Consider the following 20,877-nt stretch of genomic DNA (forward strand, 5'->3'; position numbering starts at 1 on the left):
CCACCGTGGGAGACCCGAGAGTGTTCGGCGTGCACGGCGACGACGACGTGATGCTCGGCATCGGCGAGCTGGCGAAGCGGACCGGCCTGTCGGTCAAGCTGATCCGCCACTGGTCCGACATCGGCGTCGTGCCACCCGCAGGCCGTACGGCGGCCGGCTACCGGCGGTACGACGCGTCGTCGGTGGCCCGGCTCGAACTCGCGCGGACCCTCCGCGATCTCGGCCTCGGCATGGCCACCATCCGCGAGATCGCCGATCGCGGGGACGGCCTGGCCGAGGTCGCGGCCCTCCACGCCGACGCTCTGGAGGTGCGGATCCGCACGCTGCGACGGCAGCAGGCGGTGCTGCGGTACGTCGCCACCCGCCGATCCACCCCACAGGAGCTCTCCCACATGGCCAGACTCTCCCGCCTGACCGCCGCGGAACGCGACACGATGATCCGCGCCTTCGTCGACGACGTCGTCGGCGATCTCGACGTCCCCACCTACCGCGACGGCCTGCTCGCCGCGATGCCCGACCTCCCCGAATCCCCCACCGCCGAGCAGATCGGCGCCTGGATCGAACTCGGCGAACTGCTCCAGGACCCCGGCCTGCGCGCCGCGATGCGCCGCATGGCCGAGTACGCCGCGCGGCACGCACCCGGCGCGCACGATGAGAAGGCGCTGCGCGCCGCCGAGGACGTCACCGACTTCTGGCTGCGGGAGGTGAACGCCGCCACCGACGCCGGCCTCGCACCCGACTCACCGTCCGCCGACGCCGTCGTCGCACGAATCGTCGCCGCTTGGCTCCCCACCCAGGCCGCCGCCGGCTACACCCCCGGCGCCGACGGCGCCGAACCGAGGCGCCGGCTGCTCGAACAGCTGGAGGTCGCCGCCGACACCCGCGTCGAGCGCTACTGGCAACTGACGTGCGTGCTCAACGGCCTGCCGGTACGGCCCGGCATGGCCGACGCCGGCCGGTGGCTCACGACCGCGCTGCGCGCCAACCCCGAACCCGGCGCCGAGGCCCGTCGCGTCGCCGACGTGGCCGACGCCGACACGACAGGCACCACCCCCGCCATGAAGCTGGACGCCTGCCGCCGCGTCCTCGCCGAGGTCGGCCACCTCGTCGCGGCCGTCCCTCCCGGCCACATGAACGCACCCACCCCCTGCGCCGGCTGGACCGTACGCGAGCTGCTCGACCACCTGGTCTGGGAGAACCTGTTGTGGACCGGCCTCGCCACCGGCACCCCCCGCACCGACGTCGCCGCCGACCACCTGGGGGACGACCACGTGGCCGCCTTCCGTACCGCAGCGGAGGCGACCCTCGCGGCCTTCGGTCGTCCCGGCATGCTGACCGAGCGCTTCGGCCCGGCCCCCGGCTGGCGCATGGTCGAGCAGGTCACCATCGAGATGCTCGTCCATGGCTGGGACCTCGCCAGATCCCTGGGCCTCCCCACCGACCTGGCCCCCGACGTGGCGCGCACACTCCTTCCCGCCGTCGAACAGATCTACGGCCACCTCCCCCGCACCCCCGGCGGCTCCTTCGCCGCCGTCCAGCGGGCCGCCGAGGACGCCACCCCCACCGACCGCCTCGCCGCCTACCTGGGCCGGTCATGACATGACGGGTTCGCGCGAGGGGGTGGCCGTGCCGAAGGCCGAGGTGGTGGCGCCGGCGGTCTCGCCGCCGTCGATCACCAGTTCCTGGCCGGTCAGGAATCGCGCCTCAGGTGAGGCCAGGTAGAAGAACGCGTCGGCGATCTCCTCGGGTGCCGCGTGCCGGCCCGCCGGGATGCGGCGGTTCACCTCGTCCAGCATGTCGCCGGTGTACTCGGCCTCTTGCATCGGCGTCAGCACGGCGCCGGGGCTGACGCAGGCGGTGCGGATGTGCGGGCTGAGCTCCAGCGCGAACGTCCGGCACAACGCGACGACACCGGCCTTGGTCGCGTTGTAGTCGGCGTAGAAGGGGTAGCCGCGCAGGCCGTTGACCGAGGCGGTGGCGAGCAGCACCCCTTCTCCCTGCCGCACCATGTGGCGCGCCGCGGCGCGCCACAGGCCGAGCACCCCGAGCAGGTTGACGTCGCAGACGCGCCGCGCGTCCGCCTCACTGATGTCGAGGACACCGTGCCTGACGCTGATCCCGGCGTTCGCGATCACCACGTCGATCCGTCCTCGCTCCTGGTGGACGTCCGCCAGTGCCTGTTCGGTCGCCGACCAGTCGGCGACGTCGGCCGGCACCCACCTGACGGCGGACCCGGGTCGCGGCGGACGGACGTCCAGGTTCACGACATGGTCGCCGGCCCGGTGGAACCGCGCGGCCGTCGCCTCGCCGATCCCGCTGGACGCTCCAGAGATCACCACAGTTCGCATGACACATGCCTGCCTTTCTCAGTAGAGGACCCGCCGGCTGGACGTGGCCCGGTGATCGGCCGACTTCCTGATGTCCCGGCTGACGATCATCCGCTTCAGCCAGCGGTCGGTGCCGTCGTACCGCCCCGCGAAGGGCTTGCGGCCGTGCACGGCCAGGTAGTTGTCGACCACGGCGAGCGTGCCGGGGTTCACCACGACCGAGTACTGCACCCGGCGCAGCTCGTCCATCAGCCGGTCCAGCGCGCGTTCGGCCAACGGGTCGTCGCCGACGCAGCGCATGAAGGGCCGGTCGATCCTCAGGTACGGCGAGAAGGTGGTGCCGAACAGGACGGGAACCGGCTCGGGGTGGTCACGGATCTGGAGCATCTTGGCGAGCGCCGGGTGGCCGGGGTGGCGCAGTTCGAGCTGCCGGATGTGCTCGTCGTCCGGGACGATGAGGAACCTCGGCTCCGAGAGGATCCGCGTGTCCTGCTCGCTGAGGGACACGTCGCGCACCGAGGACACGATGGTCGGCACCCTGTCGTGATTGCGCAGGCCGAACAGCAGCAGGTAGTCGCAGCGCAGCGGGTGGAAGCCGTCCTCGGTGTGGAACTCCAGCAGCGTGTCACTGCTGTGGCCGTTCTGCCGCACCTCGTCGCCGCGGATGGGGAAGATGTTCTGGATCATCATGCCGGCCTGCAGCGTGGACCACGTGAACGGCTCGCCGAGGGCCATGGCGCACATCGCCATGGCGATCTCCTGCTCGACGGCGGCCGTCGAGCCGATCGCCGACTCCCAGTGGCCAGGGGTGGCCCCCACCGCGTCGTCGTCGACACCGAAACCGTGCACGAGGCAGACCGCCGCGGACTCGGTGCGGCGGAACCCCTCAAGGAACCTGCGCAGGCCGGCCGGCAGTTTCAGGTGGATGTCCCAGTGCCGGTCGTAGAACTCCGGGTCGGACGGCTGCCGTGACGAGCGCGCGATCTCGCGGGCACCGGCCCGCACCGCCGCGGCCTCGTCCGGACTCAGTGTGTACTGCACTGCGATCTCTTTGTCTTTCATGATCTCTCCGACTCAGGTGTGGGCCAGCCTCAGGTGGCGCGACACGATCGCGGCGACGCGATCAAGGTTGTCCGGACGCGTCATGTCCTCATGAGCGCACGCGATCTCGTGCCGCTCGACCGTGCCGCTGACGTACGGGTGCCAGCTCGCCGCGTCGGGTGCGTCCCGCGCCGCGTCCACGGTCGCCTTGACGAACAGCGCGTGGCCGTCGAACATCCGGGGTGCCGCCGCCTCGACGACGGCCACGTTGTCGGCGGCGGCGCGCACGAGCCTGTCGAGTGACGCGTCGCCGGGCTCGATGTGCGTGGTTCCTTCTCTCCGCAGGAGCGCCGCGATCTGGTCGCGCGCCGGACGGCCGTCGTCCGCCGGTCCCGGCACGTGACCCGGGGGATGGGAGTCGAGCAGCGCCAGCAGGGCCACCTCCTCGCCGTCGTCGCGCAACCGGCACGCGACGGCATGCGCGACGGCGCCGCCGATCGACCAGCCGAGCAGGTGATACGGACCGGTGGGGGCGACCGTCCTGATGTGACGGACGTACTCTTCGGCCAGCTCGTCCAGCGAACGGTGCCGGGCCTCGGCGCCGACGGCGAACGGGTTCTGCAGGCCGTACACCGGCCGTTCGCGGCCGACCGTGGCGGCGAGGCCCGCGTAGCAGGAGCCGACACCCGTGACGGGATGGACACAGAACAGCGGCTCGGCCGTACCGGCGCGGCTGATCGGCAGCAACACCCCGCCGGGGTCCGGCCTGGCGGCGCCACCGGCCAGCCACTCCGCGATCCCCGCCACCGTCGGGGACTGGAAGAGCCGCTGCACACCGAGATCGACGCCGAACGCCGCACGGATCCGGCCGGCCAGGCGCGCGGCGAGGAGTGAGTGGCCCCCGAGGTCGAAGAAGCCGCTGTCGATCCCCACACGTTCCAGGCCGAGGACGTCCTGGAACATCGCGCGGAGCCGCGCCTCCACCGGTGTCCGGGGTTCCCGGTCGTCCACCGGGGCCGCGACGTCCGGACGCGGCAGCGCGCGGCGGTCCACCTTCCCGTGCGCCGTCAGCGGGAACCGGTCCACGCGGACCACCACGGACGGCACCATGTGGCCCGGCAGCGTTTCCGCGGCGAACCGGCGCAGCTCCCCGGGGTCGGCGACGGCACCGGGAACGGGGAGCGCGTAGGCGACGAGACGCCTGCTGGCCGGCTGGTCTCCGTCGGCCACCACGACGCACCGCGCGACCGAGGGGTGGCGCTCGACCGCCGTCTCCACCTCGGCGGGCTCGATCCGGAACCCCCGGATCTTCACCTGGTCGTCCGCGCGGCCCACGAAGTCGAGCCTGCCGCCGGCCGTCCACCGGACCACGTCGCCGGTGCGGTACATGCGGGTCCCCGCCTCGCCGTACGGGTCGGCGACGAAACGCTCCGCGGTCAGGCCCGGCCGTCCGCTGTAGCCACGCGCCACGCCGTGACCCGCGACGTAGAGTTCCCCTGGCAGGCCGGGAGGCACGGGCCGCAGCCGTTCGTCGAGCACGTACACGACGGCGTTGACGATCGGCCGGCCGAGGCTCGGCTCCGCCGTCTCCCGCATCGCGCAGCACAGGGTCTCCACCGTGCACTCCGTGGGGCCGTAGAAGTTGTACCCGGCCAGTCCCGGCGTGGCGCGCACCCGGTCCCACAACGGCCCCGGCACGGCCTCGCCGCCGACCGACAGCGTCGTGAGCGCCGTACGACCGTCGAGGAGACCGGATTCGAGCAGTTCCTGCGCGTACGCGGGACTGGTGTCCAGGAAGCCGATCTCCTCGCGGGCCAGGTAGGCCACGACCGCGGCCGGGTCACGGCGCAGGTCGTCGTCCAGGAGGTGCAGCTCGTGGCCCGCGATCATGAGCAGGACACCCATCCAGGAGCCGTCGAAGGACAGGGACGCGGTGATCGCGGCTCGTCCGCCGTTCTCGGGAAACAGGGTGACCCGGTGGCTGTGCAGCAGGTTCGCGATCTGACGGTGTTCCACCACGACCCCCTTGGGGGTGCCGGTGGAACCGGAGGTGAACAGGACGTACGCGGCGTGACCTTCGCGCAGCGGCGCCTTCCTGTCCGCGTCGCACGGGTCGTGCTCGCGCATGGGCCCGTCGCAGGCGCCGGCGACCAGCACGGGAACGGTGCCTGACGCCGGCAGGAGGGAGGCGAGCTCCTCGGTCGTGACGACGAGCGCCGGCGCCGCTCCTTCCAGGATGAGCGCGATCCGCTCCGGCGGGTAACCCACGTCGATCGGGACGTGCGCGGCTCCCGCCTTGTGCGCCGCGAGGATGGCGACGATCGCGTGAGAGGAACGTGGCAGCAGCAGCGCGACGCGGTCCTCCGGTCCGACGCCGCGGCCGATGAGCTCGAAGGCCAGCGCGTTGGCCCGCCGGTTCACCTCCGTGTACGTCAGCCGCTCGTCCCCGATCACCAGGGCCACGGCGTCCGGGGTGCGCCTGACCTGGTCCTCGAAGTGCTCGTGGACACGGCGGTCCGGCGGGTCCCCCGCCACGGTACGGCTCCACGGGCCGAGGATCCGCTCACGCTCCTGCGCGGAGGTGAGCTCCGTAGCGGCGACGGTCCGGCCGGGATCGCCGGCCATCGCGGTCAGGACGCGGACGAACCGCGCGGCGACGCCTTCCACGGTGTCACGGTCGAACAGCGCGGTGCTGTAGGAGATCGTCGCGTCGAGGCCACCGGTGACCGGCGACTCCCGGACACCGAAGAGGAGGTCGAACTCGGCCACGTCGTAGGTGAGGGGGTGGGGGGTGGTGGGGTGGCCGGGGAGGGTCCAGTCGTGGGTGGGGGTGTTCTGCAGGACGAGCATGGTTTGGAACAGGGGGTGGCGTGCGGGGTCGCGGGTGGGGTTGAGGGTTTCGACGAGGCGGTCGAAGGGGAGGTCCTGGTGGCTGTAGGCGTCCAGGTCGGTGGTGCGGATCCGGTCGATGAGCTGGTGGTAGGTGGGGTCGCCGCCGGTGTCGGTGCGCAGGACCAGGGTGTTGACGAAGCAGCCGACCAGGCCGGTGAGCCGGTCGTCGGTGCGGCCGGCCACCGCGGTGCCGATCGGGATGTCGGTACGGCCGGTCAGCCTGCTGAGCAGGACGGCGAGCGCGGCGTGCAGCACCATGAACAACGTCGCCTGATGGGTCTGTGCCAGGTCCCGCAGCCGCCGGTGCAGCTCCGGGTCAATGCTCAGGTCGATCGTGGCTCCTGCTGAGCCGGCCACCGGGGGCCGGGGCCGGTCGAAAGGCAACGGAAGCTCGTCGGGAAGGCCGGCGAGTGCTTGGCGCCAGTAGGCGAGCTGGCGTGGTTCCTCTGTGGCCAGCAGTTGCTGTTGCCACAGGGTGTAGTCGGCGTACTGCACCGGCAACGCCGTCCACTCCGGGACCCGGCCCTGGGTGCGTGCCTCGTACGCGGTCGCCAGGTCCTCGGCCAGCGGCCGCATCGACCACCCGTCCGCCGCGATGTGATGCAACACCACCAAAAGCACCGACTCCCCACCCGACTCGAACAGCCACACCCGCACCGGCACCTCACGATCGAGAGCGAAACGGTAGGCGGCCGCCTTCTCCAGCAGGTCGTCCAGCTCCTCCGGAGCGCAGGACACGCAGTCGAGCAGGTCGCGTCCGTCAGGCGGCGGCAGGACGAGCTGATGTGGCCGGCCGTCGACGACCGGGAAGACCGTGCGCAGGGTCTCGTGCCGGGCCACCACGTCACCGACCGCCGCCGCCAGCGCGTCGACGTCCACCCGGCCCGACACACCGAACGCCACCGGCACGTTGTACGTCGCGCTCGGACCCTCCCACTGGCGCATGAACCACAACCGGTACTGCGCCGCCGACAACGGCACCACCTCCGGCCGCACCACCGGCCGAAGCACCGGCCGCACATCCCCCGCATCACCCAGACACTCCACCAACCCCGCCACCGTCGGCGACCGGAACAACGTCCGGATCCCCACCTCCACCCCCAGCACCGCACGCACCCGGCTCACCAACCGCGTCGCCAGCAACGAGTACCCGCCGAGAGCGAAGAAGTTGTCGTCGACCCCCACCTCGTCGACGCCGAGGACCTCGGCGAACAACCCGCACAGGATCTCCTCACGCGGATCGCGCGGGCCACGGGTGCCGGCTGTGACGTGCGGCAGGTCGCCTGTGGCGGGCCGGACCGGGCCGGTCCGCTCCACCGGGTCCACCGCGACGGTCCGGCCGGGGTCGCCGGCCATGGCGCGCAGCACCTCGACGTAGCCGCGCACGAAACCCTCGACGGTGCCGCGGTCGAACAGCGCGGTGCTGTAGTCGAAGGTGCCGGTGATGCCGTCCGGCGTGCCGTCCTCGCGTCGCCGTTCCTCCGTGCGGACCGAGAGGTCGAACTTGGCCACGTCGTAGGTGAGGGGGTGGGGGGTGGTGGGGTGGCCGGGGAGGGTCCAGTCGTGGGTGGGGGTGTTCTGCAGGACGAGCATGGTTTGGAACAGGGGGTGGCGTGCGGGGTCGCGGGTGGGGTTGAGGGTTTCGACGAGGCGGTCGAAGGGGAGGTCCTGGTGGCTGTAGGCGTCCAGGTCGGTGGTGCGGATCCGGTCGATGAGCTGGTGGTAGGTGGGGTCGCCGCCGGTGTCGGTGCGCAGGACCAGGGTGTTGACGAAGCAGCCGACCAGGCCGGTGAGCCGGTCGTCGGTGCGGCCGGCCACCGCGGTGCCGATCGGGATGTCGGTCCCACCGGTCAATCTGCTGAGCAGGACGGCGAGCGCGGCGTGCAGCACCATGAACAACGTCGCCTGATGGGTCTGTGCCAGGTCCCGCAGCCGCAGGTGCAGTTCCGGGTCAATGCTCAACTCGACGGTGGCTCCTGCTGAGCCGGCCACCGGGGGCCGGGGCCGGTCGAAGGGCAACGGAAGCTCGTCGGGGAGGCCGGCGAGTGCTTGGCGCCAGTAGGCGAGCTGACGTGGTTCCTCTGTGGCCAGCAGTTGCTGTTGCCACAGGGTGTAGTCGGCGTACTGCACCGGCAGCGCCGTCCATTCAGGGGCCCTGCCGTGGGTGCGCGCCTGGTAGGCGGTCGCCAGGTCCTCGGACAGCGGCCGCATCGACCACCCGTCCGCTGCGATGTGGTGCAACACCACCAAAAGCACCGACTCCCCACCCGACTCGAACAGCCACACCCGCACCGGCACCTCACGATCGAGAGCGAAGTGGTGCGCCGCGGCCTCGTGGACCCGCCGGTCCAGTTCGCCGGGCCGGCAGGTGACGACCGTGAGCACCTCCTGCTCCCCCGGTGCGAGGACGACCTGGCGTGGCCGGCCGTCGACGACGGGGAAGACGGTGCGCAGCGTCTCGTGCCGGGCCACCACGTCACCGACCGCCTCCCTCAGCGCGTCGACGTCCACCCGGCCCGACACACCGAACGCCACCGGCACGTTGTACGTCGCGCTCGGACCCTCCCACTGGCGCATGAACCACAACCGGTACTGCGCCGCCGACAACGGCACCACCTCCGGCCGCACCACCGGCCGAAGCACCGGCCGCACATCCCCCGCATCACCCAGACACTCCACCAACCCCGCCACCGTCGGCGACCGGAACAACGTCCGGATCCCCACCTCCACCCCCAGCACCGCACGCACCCGGCTCACCAACCGCGTCGCCAGCAACGAGTGCCCCCCGGCCTCGAAGAAGTCGTCGTCGACCCCCACCCGCTCCACGCCGAGGACCTCCGCGAACAACCCGCACAGGACCTCCTCACGCGCGTCGCGCGGTCCCCGGTCCCCGGCGGTGAACTCCACCGCCGGCAGGGCCGCGCGGTCGAGCTTGCCGTTGGGGGTGCGCGGCAACGCGTCGAGCACGACGAAGGCTGAAGGGACGAGGTACTCCGGCAACGCCGCCGCCACGAACCTCCGCAGCTCGTCGGCGCCGGTGCCTGAGTGCTCCGCGAACACCACGTAGGACACGACGCGTCCGTTCCCCGCTCCGTCGTCCAGGACGACCGTCGCGGCCTGCACGAGCGCGGGGTGCCCCGCGAGCACCGCGTCGATCTGGCCGGGTTCCACGCGGAAACCACGCACCTTGACCTGGTCGTCGCTCCGGCCCGCGAACTCCAGGTTCCCGTCGGCGCGCCACCGCGCCAGGTCCCCGGTGCGGTACATGCGTCCCCCGCCGAACGGGTCGGCGACGAACCGCCGCGCCGTCAGCGCCGGCTGTCCCACATACCCGTGCGCCAGGCCCACCCCCGCGACGTACAGCTCGCCGAGCACTCCGGGAGGAACGGGCCGCAGCCGCTCGTCCAGGACGAACGCGTGCTTGCGGTTCAGCGGACGGCCGATGGGGATCCCCGCCTGGTCGGCCCCGGTCACCGCGTCGATCGAGTAGCACGTCGTGAAACCCATGCTCTCCACCGGGCCGTAACCGTTGAGGATCACCAGGCCGGGGAACTCCGCGCGGGCCCGGCCGACGTGTTCGACCGACGCGGTCTCCCCGGCCGTCATGACGACCCGCACCATCCCGAAGACCTCGGGGTGGGTTTCGAGGAGCGCGTTGAACAGGCTCGCGGACAGCTGCAGCACGGTGACGCCGTGCGCGGCGACCAGTTCCGCGATCTCGTCGAGGTCGGTTCTCGGCCCGGACGGCAGCACGCAGGTGCCGCCGTGGAACAGCGCGGAGAACACCTCCAGCCCGAAGGCGTCCCAGGAGATCGGGGAGGACTGCAGGTACACGTGGTGCGGCCCGAAGTCCAGATAACCCGCGTCGGCGAAGGTCCCGGCGAGAGCCGCGTGCGGGCTCATCACCCCCTTGGGCCTGCCGGTGGAGCCGGACGTGAACATCACACACGCGGCGTCACCGGGATCGACGGCGCGGCCGAGGTCGGTCTCCGCCTCGTCGCCGGCCTTCTCGTCGTCGAGGAACAGCGGCGTGACACCGGCGGGGACCGGCCCGGCGAGGTCGCGCGTGGTGACGACCACCGGGACGCCGAGCTCGGTGACCCGGTCGGCCGTCCACCGTTCGGGGAAAGCCGTGTCGAGCAGCGTGTACGCGGCTCCGGTCTTGAGCACGGCGAGCATGGCCGCGATCAGGCCGGGGCCACGAGGAAGCCGCACGGCCACCACCGATCCCGATCCCGCGCCGCCGAGTGCCGGCAGGAGCCGGCGCGCGAGCCGGTTGGCGTGCGCGTTCAGCTCCCCGAAGGTGACCTTCTCCTCGCTGTGCACCAGAGCGGTGCGCGACGGCGTCGAGGCGGCCTGCCGCTCGAACATCTCGTGCACCGTCTCGCCTGGCACCGTCCCGCCGCCGGCCAGTCCGCTCCAGCGCTCCGCCACGTCGCGCCGCCGCTCCTGCGACAGCAACCCGATGGAGCCGACCTCGATGCCGGGGCCGTGTTCCAGCACCTGCGAGATCATGGTGACCAGTACGTCGCGGAACGCCGCCAGTTGCCCGCCGTCGCAGGCTCCGGGGTTGGCGTCCACGTCGATGCGCAGGCCGCCGGTGCCGCACCGGTCGTCCACCACGACCTGGACGTCCTCGACGCGTCCGCACATGAAGTGGTGGAGCGTCACCGGTGTGCCGGCGAGGGTCACCCGGTGGTCGAAACGCATGAGGTTCAGCAGGGGACCGAAGAACGAACCGCCGCCGTTCCCGCAGAGCCCGCGTATCTCGGCGAGCGGGAGGCGCTGGTGGGTGAGGACGTCCCGTACCTCACCCGACACCCGCGTGACCAGGTCGCGGAAGGTCATGCCGGAGGTGACGGACACGCGCAGCGGCAGGACCTTGGACATCATGACGGGTGCGCGCAGTGCGGTCTCGGTGACGCGGCCGGTCACCGGGAGGCTCATGACGACGTCACAGGTCCCGCCGACCCGGTGCAGGTACGCCGCGAACAAGGCGATCATCACCCGCGTCCACCTGGTGCCGAGCGCGTCCGCGAGGTCGCGCAGCCGGTCGGCCTCGGCCGGGTGGAGCCGGTGCGAGGCGCGGACGATCCGCGTGGTGGCGGTCGTGGTGGGACGGCCGAGCGTCGTCACGACCGGCCGGTCGGCGAAGCGGCCCTTCCAGTACGCGCGGTCGGCCTCGTGTTCGGCGGAGCCGGCGTACCGCCGTTCCTCCTCCAGGAGGTCCTCGGCGGCGGTGAACGACGCCGGGGGGATCTCCTGTCCGCCGGCCAGGGCCGTGTAGACGTCGGCGACCCGCCGCACGAACAGCGCGTGGGAGTAGCCGTCCGCCATCGTCTGGTGGATGCGGCGGTACCAGTAGAAGCGGTCGGGACCGAGCGTGAGCAGGACGTCCCCGATCAGGTCGCTGCGGCCGAGGTCGACCGGCGCGGCGAGGTCGGCGCGCATCCATTCCATGGCGGCCGCCGCCGGGTCGGGATGTCCGCTCAGGTCGGCCGTCGAGAAGGGGATGGCCCGCCGTGCGTCCACCTCCTGCCAGGGGTGGCCGTCGTCGTCCTCCACGAGGCGCGCGTTGAGCACCCTGGCGTCCGCGTACGCGCGCCGGACGGCGGTCTCGAACGCGGCGGTGTCGACGGCTCCGTGGATCTCCAGGTACTCACAGTTGGTCAGCAGTTCCGGCTGCCGCACACGGCACGCGTACCACGCGCTGAGCTGCGACGACGTGAGCGAGAGACGCTTTCTATCGAGTTCACCCGACATGATGGTGATCCTGTTCGCGACGGTGGGGGACATTCGGGGAAACGGCGCCGGTGACGGCGGTCAGTGGTGCGGCGCCGCGGCGGGAACGCCGGCCGCCTCGGTCCGCGGCCATACGTCGTCCGCGTCCAGCAGCGCGGCCTCGTACTTCCCGAGCGCGCTGATCAGCAGCCGCATCTCCAGGGCCATGCAGCGCACCAGCCGGACGAGCCCCTCGCCGGGATCCTCGTCGGCCGCCACGAGCGCGGCCCGGCCGAGGCCGACCGCCGTGGCGCCGAGCGCGAGGCTCTTCACGGCCCTCGCGCCGTGCCACATGCGTCCGCTGACCAGCAAGCAGTGCGCGGTGGGGCCGATCGCGCCGAGGCACTCGCGCAGCGGCAGCCCGACATCGTCGAGGAACGCGCTGGGGGCCCAGCCGGTGCCGCCTTCCGCGCCGTCCACGGTGACCGCGTCGGCACCCGCCTCCCAGGCGACGAGCGCCGCGGCACGGACGTCACGGGCCGGCGGCAGTTTCACCCAGACCTTGGCGCGGGGGAAGTTGTTGCGCATGAGACGCACCTGCTGGCGCAGGATCTCCTCGGTGACCGTGCCAGGCGTGGCCGACCTCAGCACCGCCTCCGGTCCGAAGATCGGCGCGATGCCGTAGCGGTCGCCGAGCCGGCCGGCGTCCGCGCGCGACATCACGGTCATCCCGCCGAGGCCGGGTTTGGCCCCCTGGCCGATCTTGAGCTCGAACGCCAGCCGTCCGCTGGTGATCAGCGCCTGTGACGCCGGGTCGCTGTAGACGAGGTTCCAGACCTCGGCGTCGGCGTCCTCTGTGCACTGCTGCACGACCAGTCCGCCGGCCGTGCCGTCCAGCTCATCGGCGTAGGCCCGGATCCGGCCGAGCAGCGACGCCGCGCCGGCGGCCTCCCGGCCGTATCCCTGGACGGGGACGACGTTCTCCCCCACCACCATCGGGATGCCGAGCCGGCCGGCCTGCCGGCTCACCGACAGCCCGAGGCCGCGGCTCGCCACGTCCGTGGAGCCGAGCGCCGACAAGTAGACCGGCGACGGGGCGGTGAATCCGCCGACGCGGCTGGTGAGGTCCACGTCCTCCCAGGTCGGCTCGCGGCCGAGGTCGATCAGCTTCTCCAGCCGGAGAGGCATGAAGACGGGAGGGACCAGCCGGAGTGCGTCCAGTGCGTCCTCGGGGCCACGGTCCGTCGCGCCGAAGAGGTCGTGGCCGTACGCGGTGTGCGGGGGGAAGGCCGCGGCCTCGCCTTCACGTGCACGCCGCCGGACGGCCTGTTCGGGGAAGCCCGGCGCGCGCGGTCCTGTCAGCTGAGTCATGGCGACGGCACTCCGGGAAGCTTCGGGAAGGCGGTGGCCTGCGCCACGGCCTCCAGGCCCGCGAGGTAGCGGGTCAGCCGCTCCACCCCGAGACCGAAGCCCGCGCTCGGCGGTATCCCTTGGCGCACGAGATCGAGGTACCAGCCGTACTTGGCCGGGTTCTCCCCCGTCTCCCGCATGCGCTGGACGACCCTGCGGTACTCGAACTCCCGCTCGCCGCCGCTCGCGAGCTCGCCGTACCCCTCGGGGGCCAGCAGGTCGAAGTCCCGCAGCAGGCCGGGCTGTGTGCGGCTCTCACGGTCGTAGAAGCCGCGCGACCCCTTCGGGTAGCCGGTGACGAAGAACGGCCTCGTCGCCTCCAGTGACAGCAGCTCCTCGCCGCGCCAGTCGATCTCGGCGTACTCGTTGTGCTCCAGCCGCATGCCTCTGATCGCCGTGACGGCCTCGGTGTGCGTGACACGGTCGAACAGGCCGGTCAGCGCCGGCGCGAAGACACCGGTGTCCCGGCCCAGCGCCGCGAGGTCGGCACGCCGGTTCGCGACGACCGAACCGATGACGTGGGTCACCAGGTCGCGCGACAGATCCATGATCTCGGTGCAGGACGCGTGCGCGACCTCCACGTCGAGCTGGTAGAACTCCGTCAGGTGCCGGCCGGTGAACCGGGTCTCCAGGGGTTCCAGGCGCAGGTTCGGCGCGATGTAGTAGATCTTGTCGAAGGCCAGCAGCGACGCCTGCTTGTACAGGATGGCGCTGGTCATCACCTTGTACCGGTGGCCGTAGTAGTCGATGTCGACCTGCTTGGCGCCGCGCGCGCCGGGGTCGGTGACGGGGCCGACGAGCGGCGGCTGAAGCTCCACGAAACCCGCGCCGTCGAGGAACTCCCGCGCCGCGCGCAACGCCTCGTGCCGTACGCCGAGCACGCGGCGCGTGACGGGGGACATCAGGTGGTCGCGGATGTCCGGGGGACAGCCGATCGCGGCCTCGGTCTGATGGGTGGTCATGGGATCTGCTCCTTCGCGTCGAACTTCTGACGGACGTAGGACAGGGACCGCAGGAAGTCGTCCCCACCCGGCGCCGGCCGTCCCGGCCGGCGCTCACCGAGGGGCATCGTCCCGGTGGAGGTCCAGACCAGGCGGCCGTCCCCGTCGAGGCCGCTGCTCGTGCGTCCGGCGTTGCCGGGATGCAGGCAGTACGGGACGTCGAGGTAGCCGCGGTCGAACGCGCACACCAGGCCGCGGCCGACGTCGGGGTGGAGATCGAGCACCGCGTCCACGAGCCCTCTGGCCTCCGCCATGACACCCGTGTCCGGGACGGCCGCGGTGCTCCGCGCCGCACGACCGCGTTCGCCTTCCGCCACACTCGCGGCGTATTCGAGCGCCTCGACGTTCTGCGCGATCGTCGGGATGCGGAACGCCTCGGCGGCGGTCTTGACGATCAGCCGCTCCGAACCGGTGCGCACGGCCAGCTCGGCCGCCTCCTCCAGCAGGGCCAGCGCGCCGCTCCTGGTCCTCGGGTACAGCCCCATGTAGGCGTACACCACGATGTGCCACTGGGTGTCCGGCAGGAACTCCGCGGCCAGCGCGCGCAGCGCGGCGATGGCCTCCTCGTCCTGCGCCGGGCTGGTCTGCTGCGCGTAGCTCAGCGACACGCTGCGCACCCCCTGCCGCCGGAAGAACACGGCTTCGAGCACGCTGAGCGCCACCAGCAGACTCGGGGGGCAGAGCTGGCCCAGCATGCAGCCGCCGAAGGTCTCCAGGTGCGGTACGGCACGGTCACCCGCCGCGCGCACGAGGATCTCGCAGCACCGTTTCCAGTTCCGCACCGAGTCGGCGAGGGGAAGCCTGCTGTACGGCAGGCAGTACGAGACGGGTCCCCCTTCCGTGGCGAACAGGCCGGCCGCGGTGAGCGCGGTGAAGATGGCCTGCGGCCTGGCCGATCCGTGCCGGACCTGGACGGGGAACGCGCCGGTGTTCATGCCGTCGAGGAGTGCGCGGGTGGTGCGCACCGGGTGGGTCACGATGGGGTAGCCGTTGAGGTCGGCCCCGGTGGCGAGGGCCAGCCGCGCCGCCGCGTGGTCACCGGTCCTGGTGTAGCTGTCCAGGGTGATGGTCCCGACGGTGGTGGCCCTGGCCCGCCGGGTGGCCTCCAGTCCGGCGCGCATGTCGCGCGGCGCACCGAACCCCATCCGCGGCTGCACGACGAGCTCGCCGGCGGCCGCGGCCCGCGCCACGAAGTCCCCGAACGGCGCCTGCCTGTGCCGTTCTCTCATCGCACTGCCCTTTCCGCGTGCGCTGCCCCGGCGGCCAGCGTCTCGACGTACGACCGGAAGGCGCCGATCCCGGTGTCCTCGGGGAAGACCGCGGAGTAGCCGGCGGCCAGGAGCGGGCCGGTGACCCGTGGCCCGCCGGTCCCTGAGGTGGTCAGCTTGCCGCCGATGACCAGCGGGACGGTGGCGAGACCCGGCGAGCCACGCAGCCGGCGCGCGAGCCTGACACCGCTCGCCAGGCCGTGGCCGTTGACCGTGCCGATGACGACCAGGCCGGGACGGTGCCGCCTGCATTCCCGGACGACGAGCCCGTCCGGCACGCAGGCGCCGAGATTGACCACCTCGTGGCCGAGTTCCCGCAGCACCAGTTCGATGTAGACCAGGTTCCATGTGTGGGAGTCGCACTCCAGGCCGGACACGAGTGCACGCGGTCCGCCTGAGTGGGGTGAACGGTCGTGAGCCATGCGAGTAGGACCTGCCTAGGTCGTCAGGACGATCTTTCCGAACACGTCGCCGGAGGCCAGCGCGGCGATGCCGGCCGCCGCGTCGGTGAGCGGCAGCACCTGGTGGACGAGTGGAAGTACGCCTGTCCTGTCGCAGAAGCGCAGCAGCGCGACCAGTTCGTCCCGTGTGCCGAGGGTGGAGCCGATCACGCCGATCTGGCGGTAGAAGACACGGGACAGGTTGATCACGGGCCGGGCCCCGGTGGTCGCGCCGGCCACGACGACCACGCCGCCGGGACGTACGGCGTTCACCGAGTGGTCCCAGGTCGCCGCGCCGACGGTCTCCATGACGGCGTCCACCCGCTCGGGGAGCCGCGCACCCGGCGGGTACGCCTCGTCCACCCCCAGGGAGCGGGCCAGTTCCCGCTTACGCGGGCTGCGGCTGGTGGCCCAGACCCGGTGACCCGCGGCGACCGCCATCATGATGAGCGCCGTGGACACCCCGCCGCCGACACCCTGCACGAGCACCGTGGAGCCGGGAGGCAGGGCCGCCTTGCCGAACAGCATGCGGTAGGCCGTGAGCCACGCGCCGGGAAGGCAGGCGGCCTGTTCGAAGGTCATGCCGGCCGGCTTCGGCACCAGGTTGCGCGCCGGGACGGCCACACGTTCGGCGAACGTGCCGTCGTACTCCTGCGACAGCAGCCGCATGCCGGGGTCCAGGGTCTCGTCGCCGTGGCCGGCCCCCGGGTCGCCGACGACGGGGTACACGACGACCTCCCGGCCGTCCTCGTCCAGGCCGGCGGCCTCCACGCCGAGCACGATCGGCAGCCTCTCGGGGACGACGCCGACGCCGCGCAGGGTCCACAGGTCATGGTGGTTGACTCCGGCGGCCTTCACGGTGACGACGGTCCAGCCGTCGGGTACGTGGGGCTCGGGCCACTCCCCGAGGGCCAGCGCGGCCAGCGGGTCGGCCGGGTCGGTGCGCCGGGCCACGGCGGCGAACATCAGAGTTCTCCCCTGCCGTACCGGATGACCAGTGAGCCGCAGATGAAACCGGCGCCGATGCCGGCGATGACGATGACGTCGCCGGGCTTCACCTTCCGGGTGGCGACCACGTCGTGGAGCACCGTGAAGACGGTCGCCGCGCCGGTGTTGCCGAGCCAGTCGACCGTCACGCCGGCGCGTTCGCGCTCGACGCCGAGACGGTCCATGGCGGCGTTGATGATGTTGCGATTGGCCTGGTGCACCACGAAGTGCGCGATGTCCCCCATCGTGAGGCCCGCACGCGCCACGGCGTTCTCGATGCTCCTCGGCAGGGCCTCGGTGGCCTTCTCCCACACGGCCCGGCCGTCCATCTTGAGGTAGTGGTCGCGTCGCCGCACCGTCTCCTCGGTGGCAGGCGCCGACGCGCCGCCGGCCGGGATCTCGACGCTGTGCGACAGCGCGGACTCCATGTGCCAGCCGAGCACGCCGCTGCGGGTGTCGTCGTCGCGGCCGAGCACCACCGCGCCGGCGGCGTCGCCGAAGAACACCCGGGTGATCCGGTCCTTGGGGTCGGTGACACGTGACATCACGTCGCCACCGATGACCAGCACGTTGCGGATGTCGGGGTTGCGCAGCATGTGCGCGCCGACGAGCACACCGAGGACGCCGCCGGCGCACGCGGCCTGGTTGAGGTCGATGGGGATGGCCCCGTGCGCTCCGATGGCCTCCATGACCATGAGCGCCGTGGACGGGATCGGCTGGTCGGGGGTGATGGTGGCGACCACGACGGCGTCCAGGTCACGTGCCTGCACACCGCTGGTGAGCAGCGCGTGCCTGGCGGCGTCGGCGCACAGGTCCGACATGGACCTGCCGTCCTCAAGGAAGCGGCGCTCGCGGATGCCGGTGCGTGAGCGGACCCACGCGTCGTCGGTGTCGAGGTCCGCGGTGATCTCGTCGTTGGTCACGACGGTGTGCGGGATGCCGACCCCCGTGCCGTGGAGGAGGAACGGCAGGACCGGGTGGGGCCCGGTCGCGTACCACGCCTGCTCGATCCGCGGCTCGGTGAACGCGTCGGTGGTGGTCATGAGGCCTGTCTCCTCTGCTGAGTCGGCGTCGCCGCACGTACCGTCTCGGCGAGCCCGGTCCCGTAGCGCATCCGGAACCTCGCCTGCGGCACCCGGCCACTGAGATCGATCTTGATCGTGCGTTCCGTCGTCCAGCCGAGGAGACGGAACTCTCCCTCACCGATGTGCACGAGCGTCATCGACGGCCCGTCCGCCACGTCGAGGACCAGCCGGCCGTCCGCCGCGTACAGGCCGGCCCGCCGGTCGAGGGTCCAGCGAGCGGTGAACGCCTCCAGCGAGTCGCCGTCGAGGAAGCTCGCGGGGACACCGATCGAGCACTCCATCTCCGCCGCCTCGTCCGGCGTCAGGGGAAGCTCGGGCTTCTCGAACAGGACCTCCGACCACCGGACGCGGCGGCGGAACTCCTCGGGGAACATGTCCAGCAGCGCCGAACCGACGAAGCAGTCGATCACCAGGTGCACGCGCCGGGTCTCACCGGTGTTGTAGACGCGGTGCGGCCGGGAGAAGTCGCCGTACCACAGCTCACCGGGCTGCCAGCGATGCTCGACGCCGTCGATCACCAGCACGGCGCCGGGATTGGTGACGACCGGCACGTGCAGCCGTACCCAGCCGGCGGGAAGGCCGTACGGGTAGTCGCGGTGCTCGTCGACCGAGGCCCCCGGGCCGAGGGCCATGAGCCGCGCGGTCCGGAGGTCCGCCGGGATCCCGGCGAGGATCGAGGCCATGTACGGCGCCTCCGCCAGCAACGGCGTGTCCGCGTAGCCGGTCAGCCCCGGCCCGCCGGGGTCGGTGCGCCGGGGGTCGCCACCTTGGCTGCGCAGGGACAGCACCCGCCAGTCGGAACCGGTCTCCTCGGCGGGGCCGCTGCGGTCGAAGGTGCGCTGCGGGCTGAACCGCCGGTGGCCGAGCGCGTCCAGTTCGGCGCGCAACCGATGCGCGTCGTATCTCGGTCCGAGCGCGACGGCGCTCAACTGCGCGGTTGACATGCGATCTCCTCCATGTGCGTGGCGGACAGTCCCTCGATGTGCCGGGCGAGGTCGCCGAGCCGCGGCAGCCTGTAGACCGTGCGGGTCGGGAGGACCACGCCGATGCGCCGCTTGAGGTGCGCGATGACGTACAGCGCCGTGAGCGAGTGGCCGCCGAGCGCGAAGAAGTCGTCGCTTCCCGACGCGGGTTCGACACCCAGCACCGCGGCCCACGCCTCGGCGACGACCCGCTCGGCCGGGCTGGACAGCGCGTCCGCGGCGGACAGCCCGGGGGCGAGGTCCGGGACGGGTAGCGCGGCGTGGTCGACCTTGCCGCTCTGGTTGAGCGGCAGCGTGTCCATGGCCACGTAGAACGCGGGGACCATGGCGGCCGGCAGGTGTCCCGCCACGTGGTCGCGCAGTTCGGCGCCGGTCGCCGGGTTCCCGTCCGCCGCCGTGTGGTAGGCGACGAGCACCGGTCCGGCCTGGCCGTCGTGCGGGACGACCACGGCGCGGGCCACCGCCGGGTGGCGGGCCAGGACGGTCTCGATCTCACCGGGCTCGACGCGGTGGCCGCGGATCTTCACCTGGCGGTCGGCGCGGCCGGCGTACTCCAGGGTCCCGTCGGCGCGCCGGCGGGCCCGGTCGCCGGTGGCGTACATCCGGGACCCGTCGCCGGCGACCACGTCGGCGACGAAACGCCGGGCCGTCAGCGCCGGGCCGCGCAGGTACCCGTCGGCGAGACCCGGCCCGGCGATGTACAGCTCACCCTCCTCGTCCTGCGGTACGGGACGCAGCGCGTCGTCGAGGACGTAGGCGCGGACGCGGGGCAGCGGGGCTCCGATGTGGGGGGAGCCGGCGCCGATCCACGTGCCGGTGGAGTCCACGGCGCATTCGGTGGGCCCGTACACGTTGATCGGCTCCAGCACCCCGCGCGCGGCGGCGGCGGACAGGTCCCGCCACATCGGCTCCGGTATCGCCTCACCGCCGACGAACAGGCGCAGCGGCGTGCCGCGGTATGCGCTCGTGATCGGCTCACCGATCACACTCCAGTGCGACGGGGTGACGTCGAGGTCGGTGACACCGCTGCGGCTCAGGTGGCGGGCCAGCAGCTCGGGCTCGCCACGCATGGAGTTCTCGATGAGAACCAGCGTGTCGCCACGGCACACACGGGCCCACTGCTGCACCGAGGCGTCGAAGGAGACGGCGGCGTTCCACGCGACGACACGGTGGCCCTCGCCGTAGAAACCCGCCTCCTCCAGGGAGTCCACCAGGTGCGCCACGGCTCCCCGGCTGACCTGCACACCTTTGGGACGGCCCGTGGAGCCCGACGTGTAGATCACGTAGGCGGTGTCCCCGGGGCCGGCGCCGCCGGTCGTGTCCATGCCGGTCGTGTCCATGCCGGTCGTGTCCATGCCGGTCGTGTCCATGCCGGGGGTGACGACGAACCGCGGAGCGGCGTCGTCGATCAGCGTCTGGAGCCTGGCGTCCGGCTGGGCCGGGTCAAGAGGCAGGTACGCCGCGCCGGCCCGCCACACGGCGAGCAGCGCCACGACCAGTCCGGCGCCACGCGGCAGCCGCACCCCGACCAGCGAACCGGGACCGGCGCCTCTGGCCGCCAGCGACCCGGCCGTGCGGGACACCCTGGCGTCCAGCTCGGCGAACGTGAGTTCGCCGTCGGGGGCGATGACCGCCGTGCGTGCAGGGAAGGCCGCGACCGCCTCGGCGAACCTCGCCATGAGGTCCGGAGCCACGGCCGTTCCACGAGTCGTCATCCTCACT

12 protein-coding genes are annotated in these 20,877 nt (G+C 72.2%); 1 reads left to right on the plus strand and 11 read right to left on the minus strand.

Annotated elements, in window-relative coordinates; genetic code table 11:
- Positions 1–5: 5 nt before the first annotated feature.
- Entirely contained in the window at positions 6–1,598 is a 1,593-nt protein-coding gene (locus BJ992_RS30725) for a TIGR03086 family metal-binding protein (RefSeq protein ID WP_221475047.1), read from the plus strand.
- On the opposite strand, the gene BJ992_RS30730 is transcribed toward BJ992_RS30725, so the two are convergent.
- From BJ992_RS30730 to BJ992_RS30780, 11 genes are read right to left on the minus strand one after another with little or no spacing between them, the layout of a single operon-like run.
- Complete coding sequence (locus tag BJ992_RS30730) at positions 1,593–2,348, minus strand: SDR family NAD(P)-dependent oxidoreductase (RefSeq protein WP_184986934.1); 756 nt, start codon at positions 2,346–2,348, stop codon at positions 1,593–1,595. The genes BJ992_RS30725 and BJ992_RS30730 overlap by 6 nt on opposite strands.
- Before the next feature lie 18 nt (positions 2,349–2,366).
- The gene (gntD, locus tag BJ992_RS30735; protein ID WP_184986936.1) at positions 2,367–3,389 is read right to left on the minus strand and encodes a guanitoxin biosynthesis L-enduracididine beta-hydroxylase GntD; all 1,023 of its coding nucleotides are present in this window, start codon (positions 3,387–3,389) and stop codon (positions 2,367–2,369) included.
- A 12-nt stretch (positions 3,390–3,401) separates the two neighbouring features.
- On the minus strand, positions 3,402–12,023 hold the full coding sequence (locus tag BJ992_RS30740; RefSeq protein WP_184986938.1) for a non-ribosomal peptide synthetase: 8,622 nt from the start codon (positions 12,021–12,023) through the stop codon (positions 3,402–3,404).
- Positions 12,024–12,083: 60 nt separating this feature from the next.
- Positions 12,084–13,352, minus strand: a complete 1,269-nt coding sequence (locus BJ992_RS30745) for a glutamate synthase-related protein (protein ID WP_184986940.1) — start codon at positions 13,350–13,352, stop codon at positions 12,084–12,086.
- Positions 13,349–14,353, minus strand: a complete 1,005-nt coding sequence (locus BJ992_RS30750; RefSeq protein ID WP_184986942.1) for an asparagine synthetase A — start codon at positions 14,351–14,353, stop codon at positions 13,349–13,351. Before BJ992_RS30750 ends, BJ992_RS30745 begins: the two co-directional genes overlap by 4 nt.
- Entirely contained in the window at positions 14,350–15,621 is a 1,272-nt protein-coding gene (locus tag BJ992_RS30755) for a methylaspartate mutase (RefSeq protein WP_184986944.1), read from the minus strand. The genes BJ992_RS30750 and BJ992_RS30755 overlap by 4 nt, the downstream gene beginning before the upstream one ends.
- Entirely contained in the window at positions 15,618–16,082 is a 465-nt protein-coding gene (locus BJ992_RS30760; RefSeq protein WP_184986946.1) for a cobalamin B12-binding domain-containing protein, read from the minus strand. The genes BJ992_RS30755 and BJ992_RS30760 overlap by 4 nt, the downstream gene beginning before the upstream one ends.
- A 15-nt stretch (positions 16,083–16,097) precedes the next feature.
- Complete coding sequence (locus BJ992_RS30765) at positions 16,098–17,066, minus strand: zinc-binding dehydrogenase (RefSeq protein WP_184986948.1); 969 nt, start codon at positions 17,064–17,066, stop codon at positions 16,098–16,100.
- Entirely contained in the window at positions 17,066–18,130 is a 1,065-nt protein-coding gene (locus BJ992_RS30770) for a 3-oxoacyl-ACP synthase III family protein (RefSeq protein WP_184986950.1), read from the minus strand. The genes BJ992_RS30765 and BJ992_RS30770 overlap by 1 nt, the downstream gene beginning before the upstream one ends.
- Positions 18,127–19,116 carry an aspartyl/asparaginyl beta-hydroxylase domain-containing protein gene (locus BJ992_RS30775; RefSeq protein ID WP_184986953.1) on the minus strand — a complete coding sequence of 330 codons (990 nt, stop codon included), beginning with the start codon at positions 19,114–19,116 and terminating at the stop codon, positions 18,127–18,129. Before BJ992_RS30775 ends, BJ992_RS30770 begins: the two co-directional genes overlap by 4 nt.
- On the minus strand, positions 19,098–20,870 hold the full coding sequence (locus tag BJ992_RS30780; protein WP_184986955.1) for a non-ribosomal peptide synthetase: 1,773 nt from the start codon (positions 20,868–20,870) through the stop codon (positions 19,098–19,100). The genes BJ992_RS30775 and BJ992_RS30780 overlap by 19 nt, the downstream gene beginning before the upstream one ends.
- Between the last annotated feature and the right edge of the window lie 7 nt (positions 20,871–20,877).

This window comes from Sphaerisporangium rubeum (genome assembly GCF_014207705.1).
Taxonomy (GTDB): domain Bacteria; phylum Actinomycetota; class Actinomycetes; order Streptosporangiales; family Streptosporangiaceae; genus Sphaerisporangium; species Sphaerisporangium rubeum.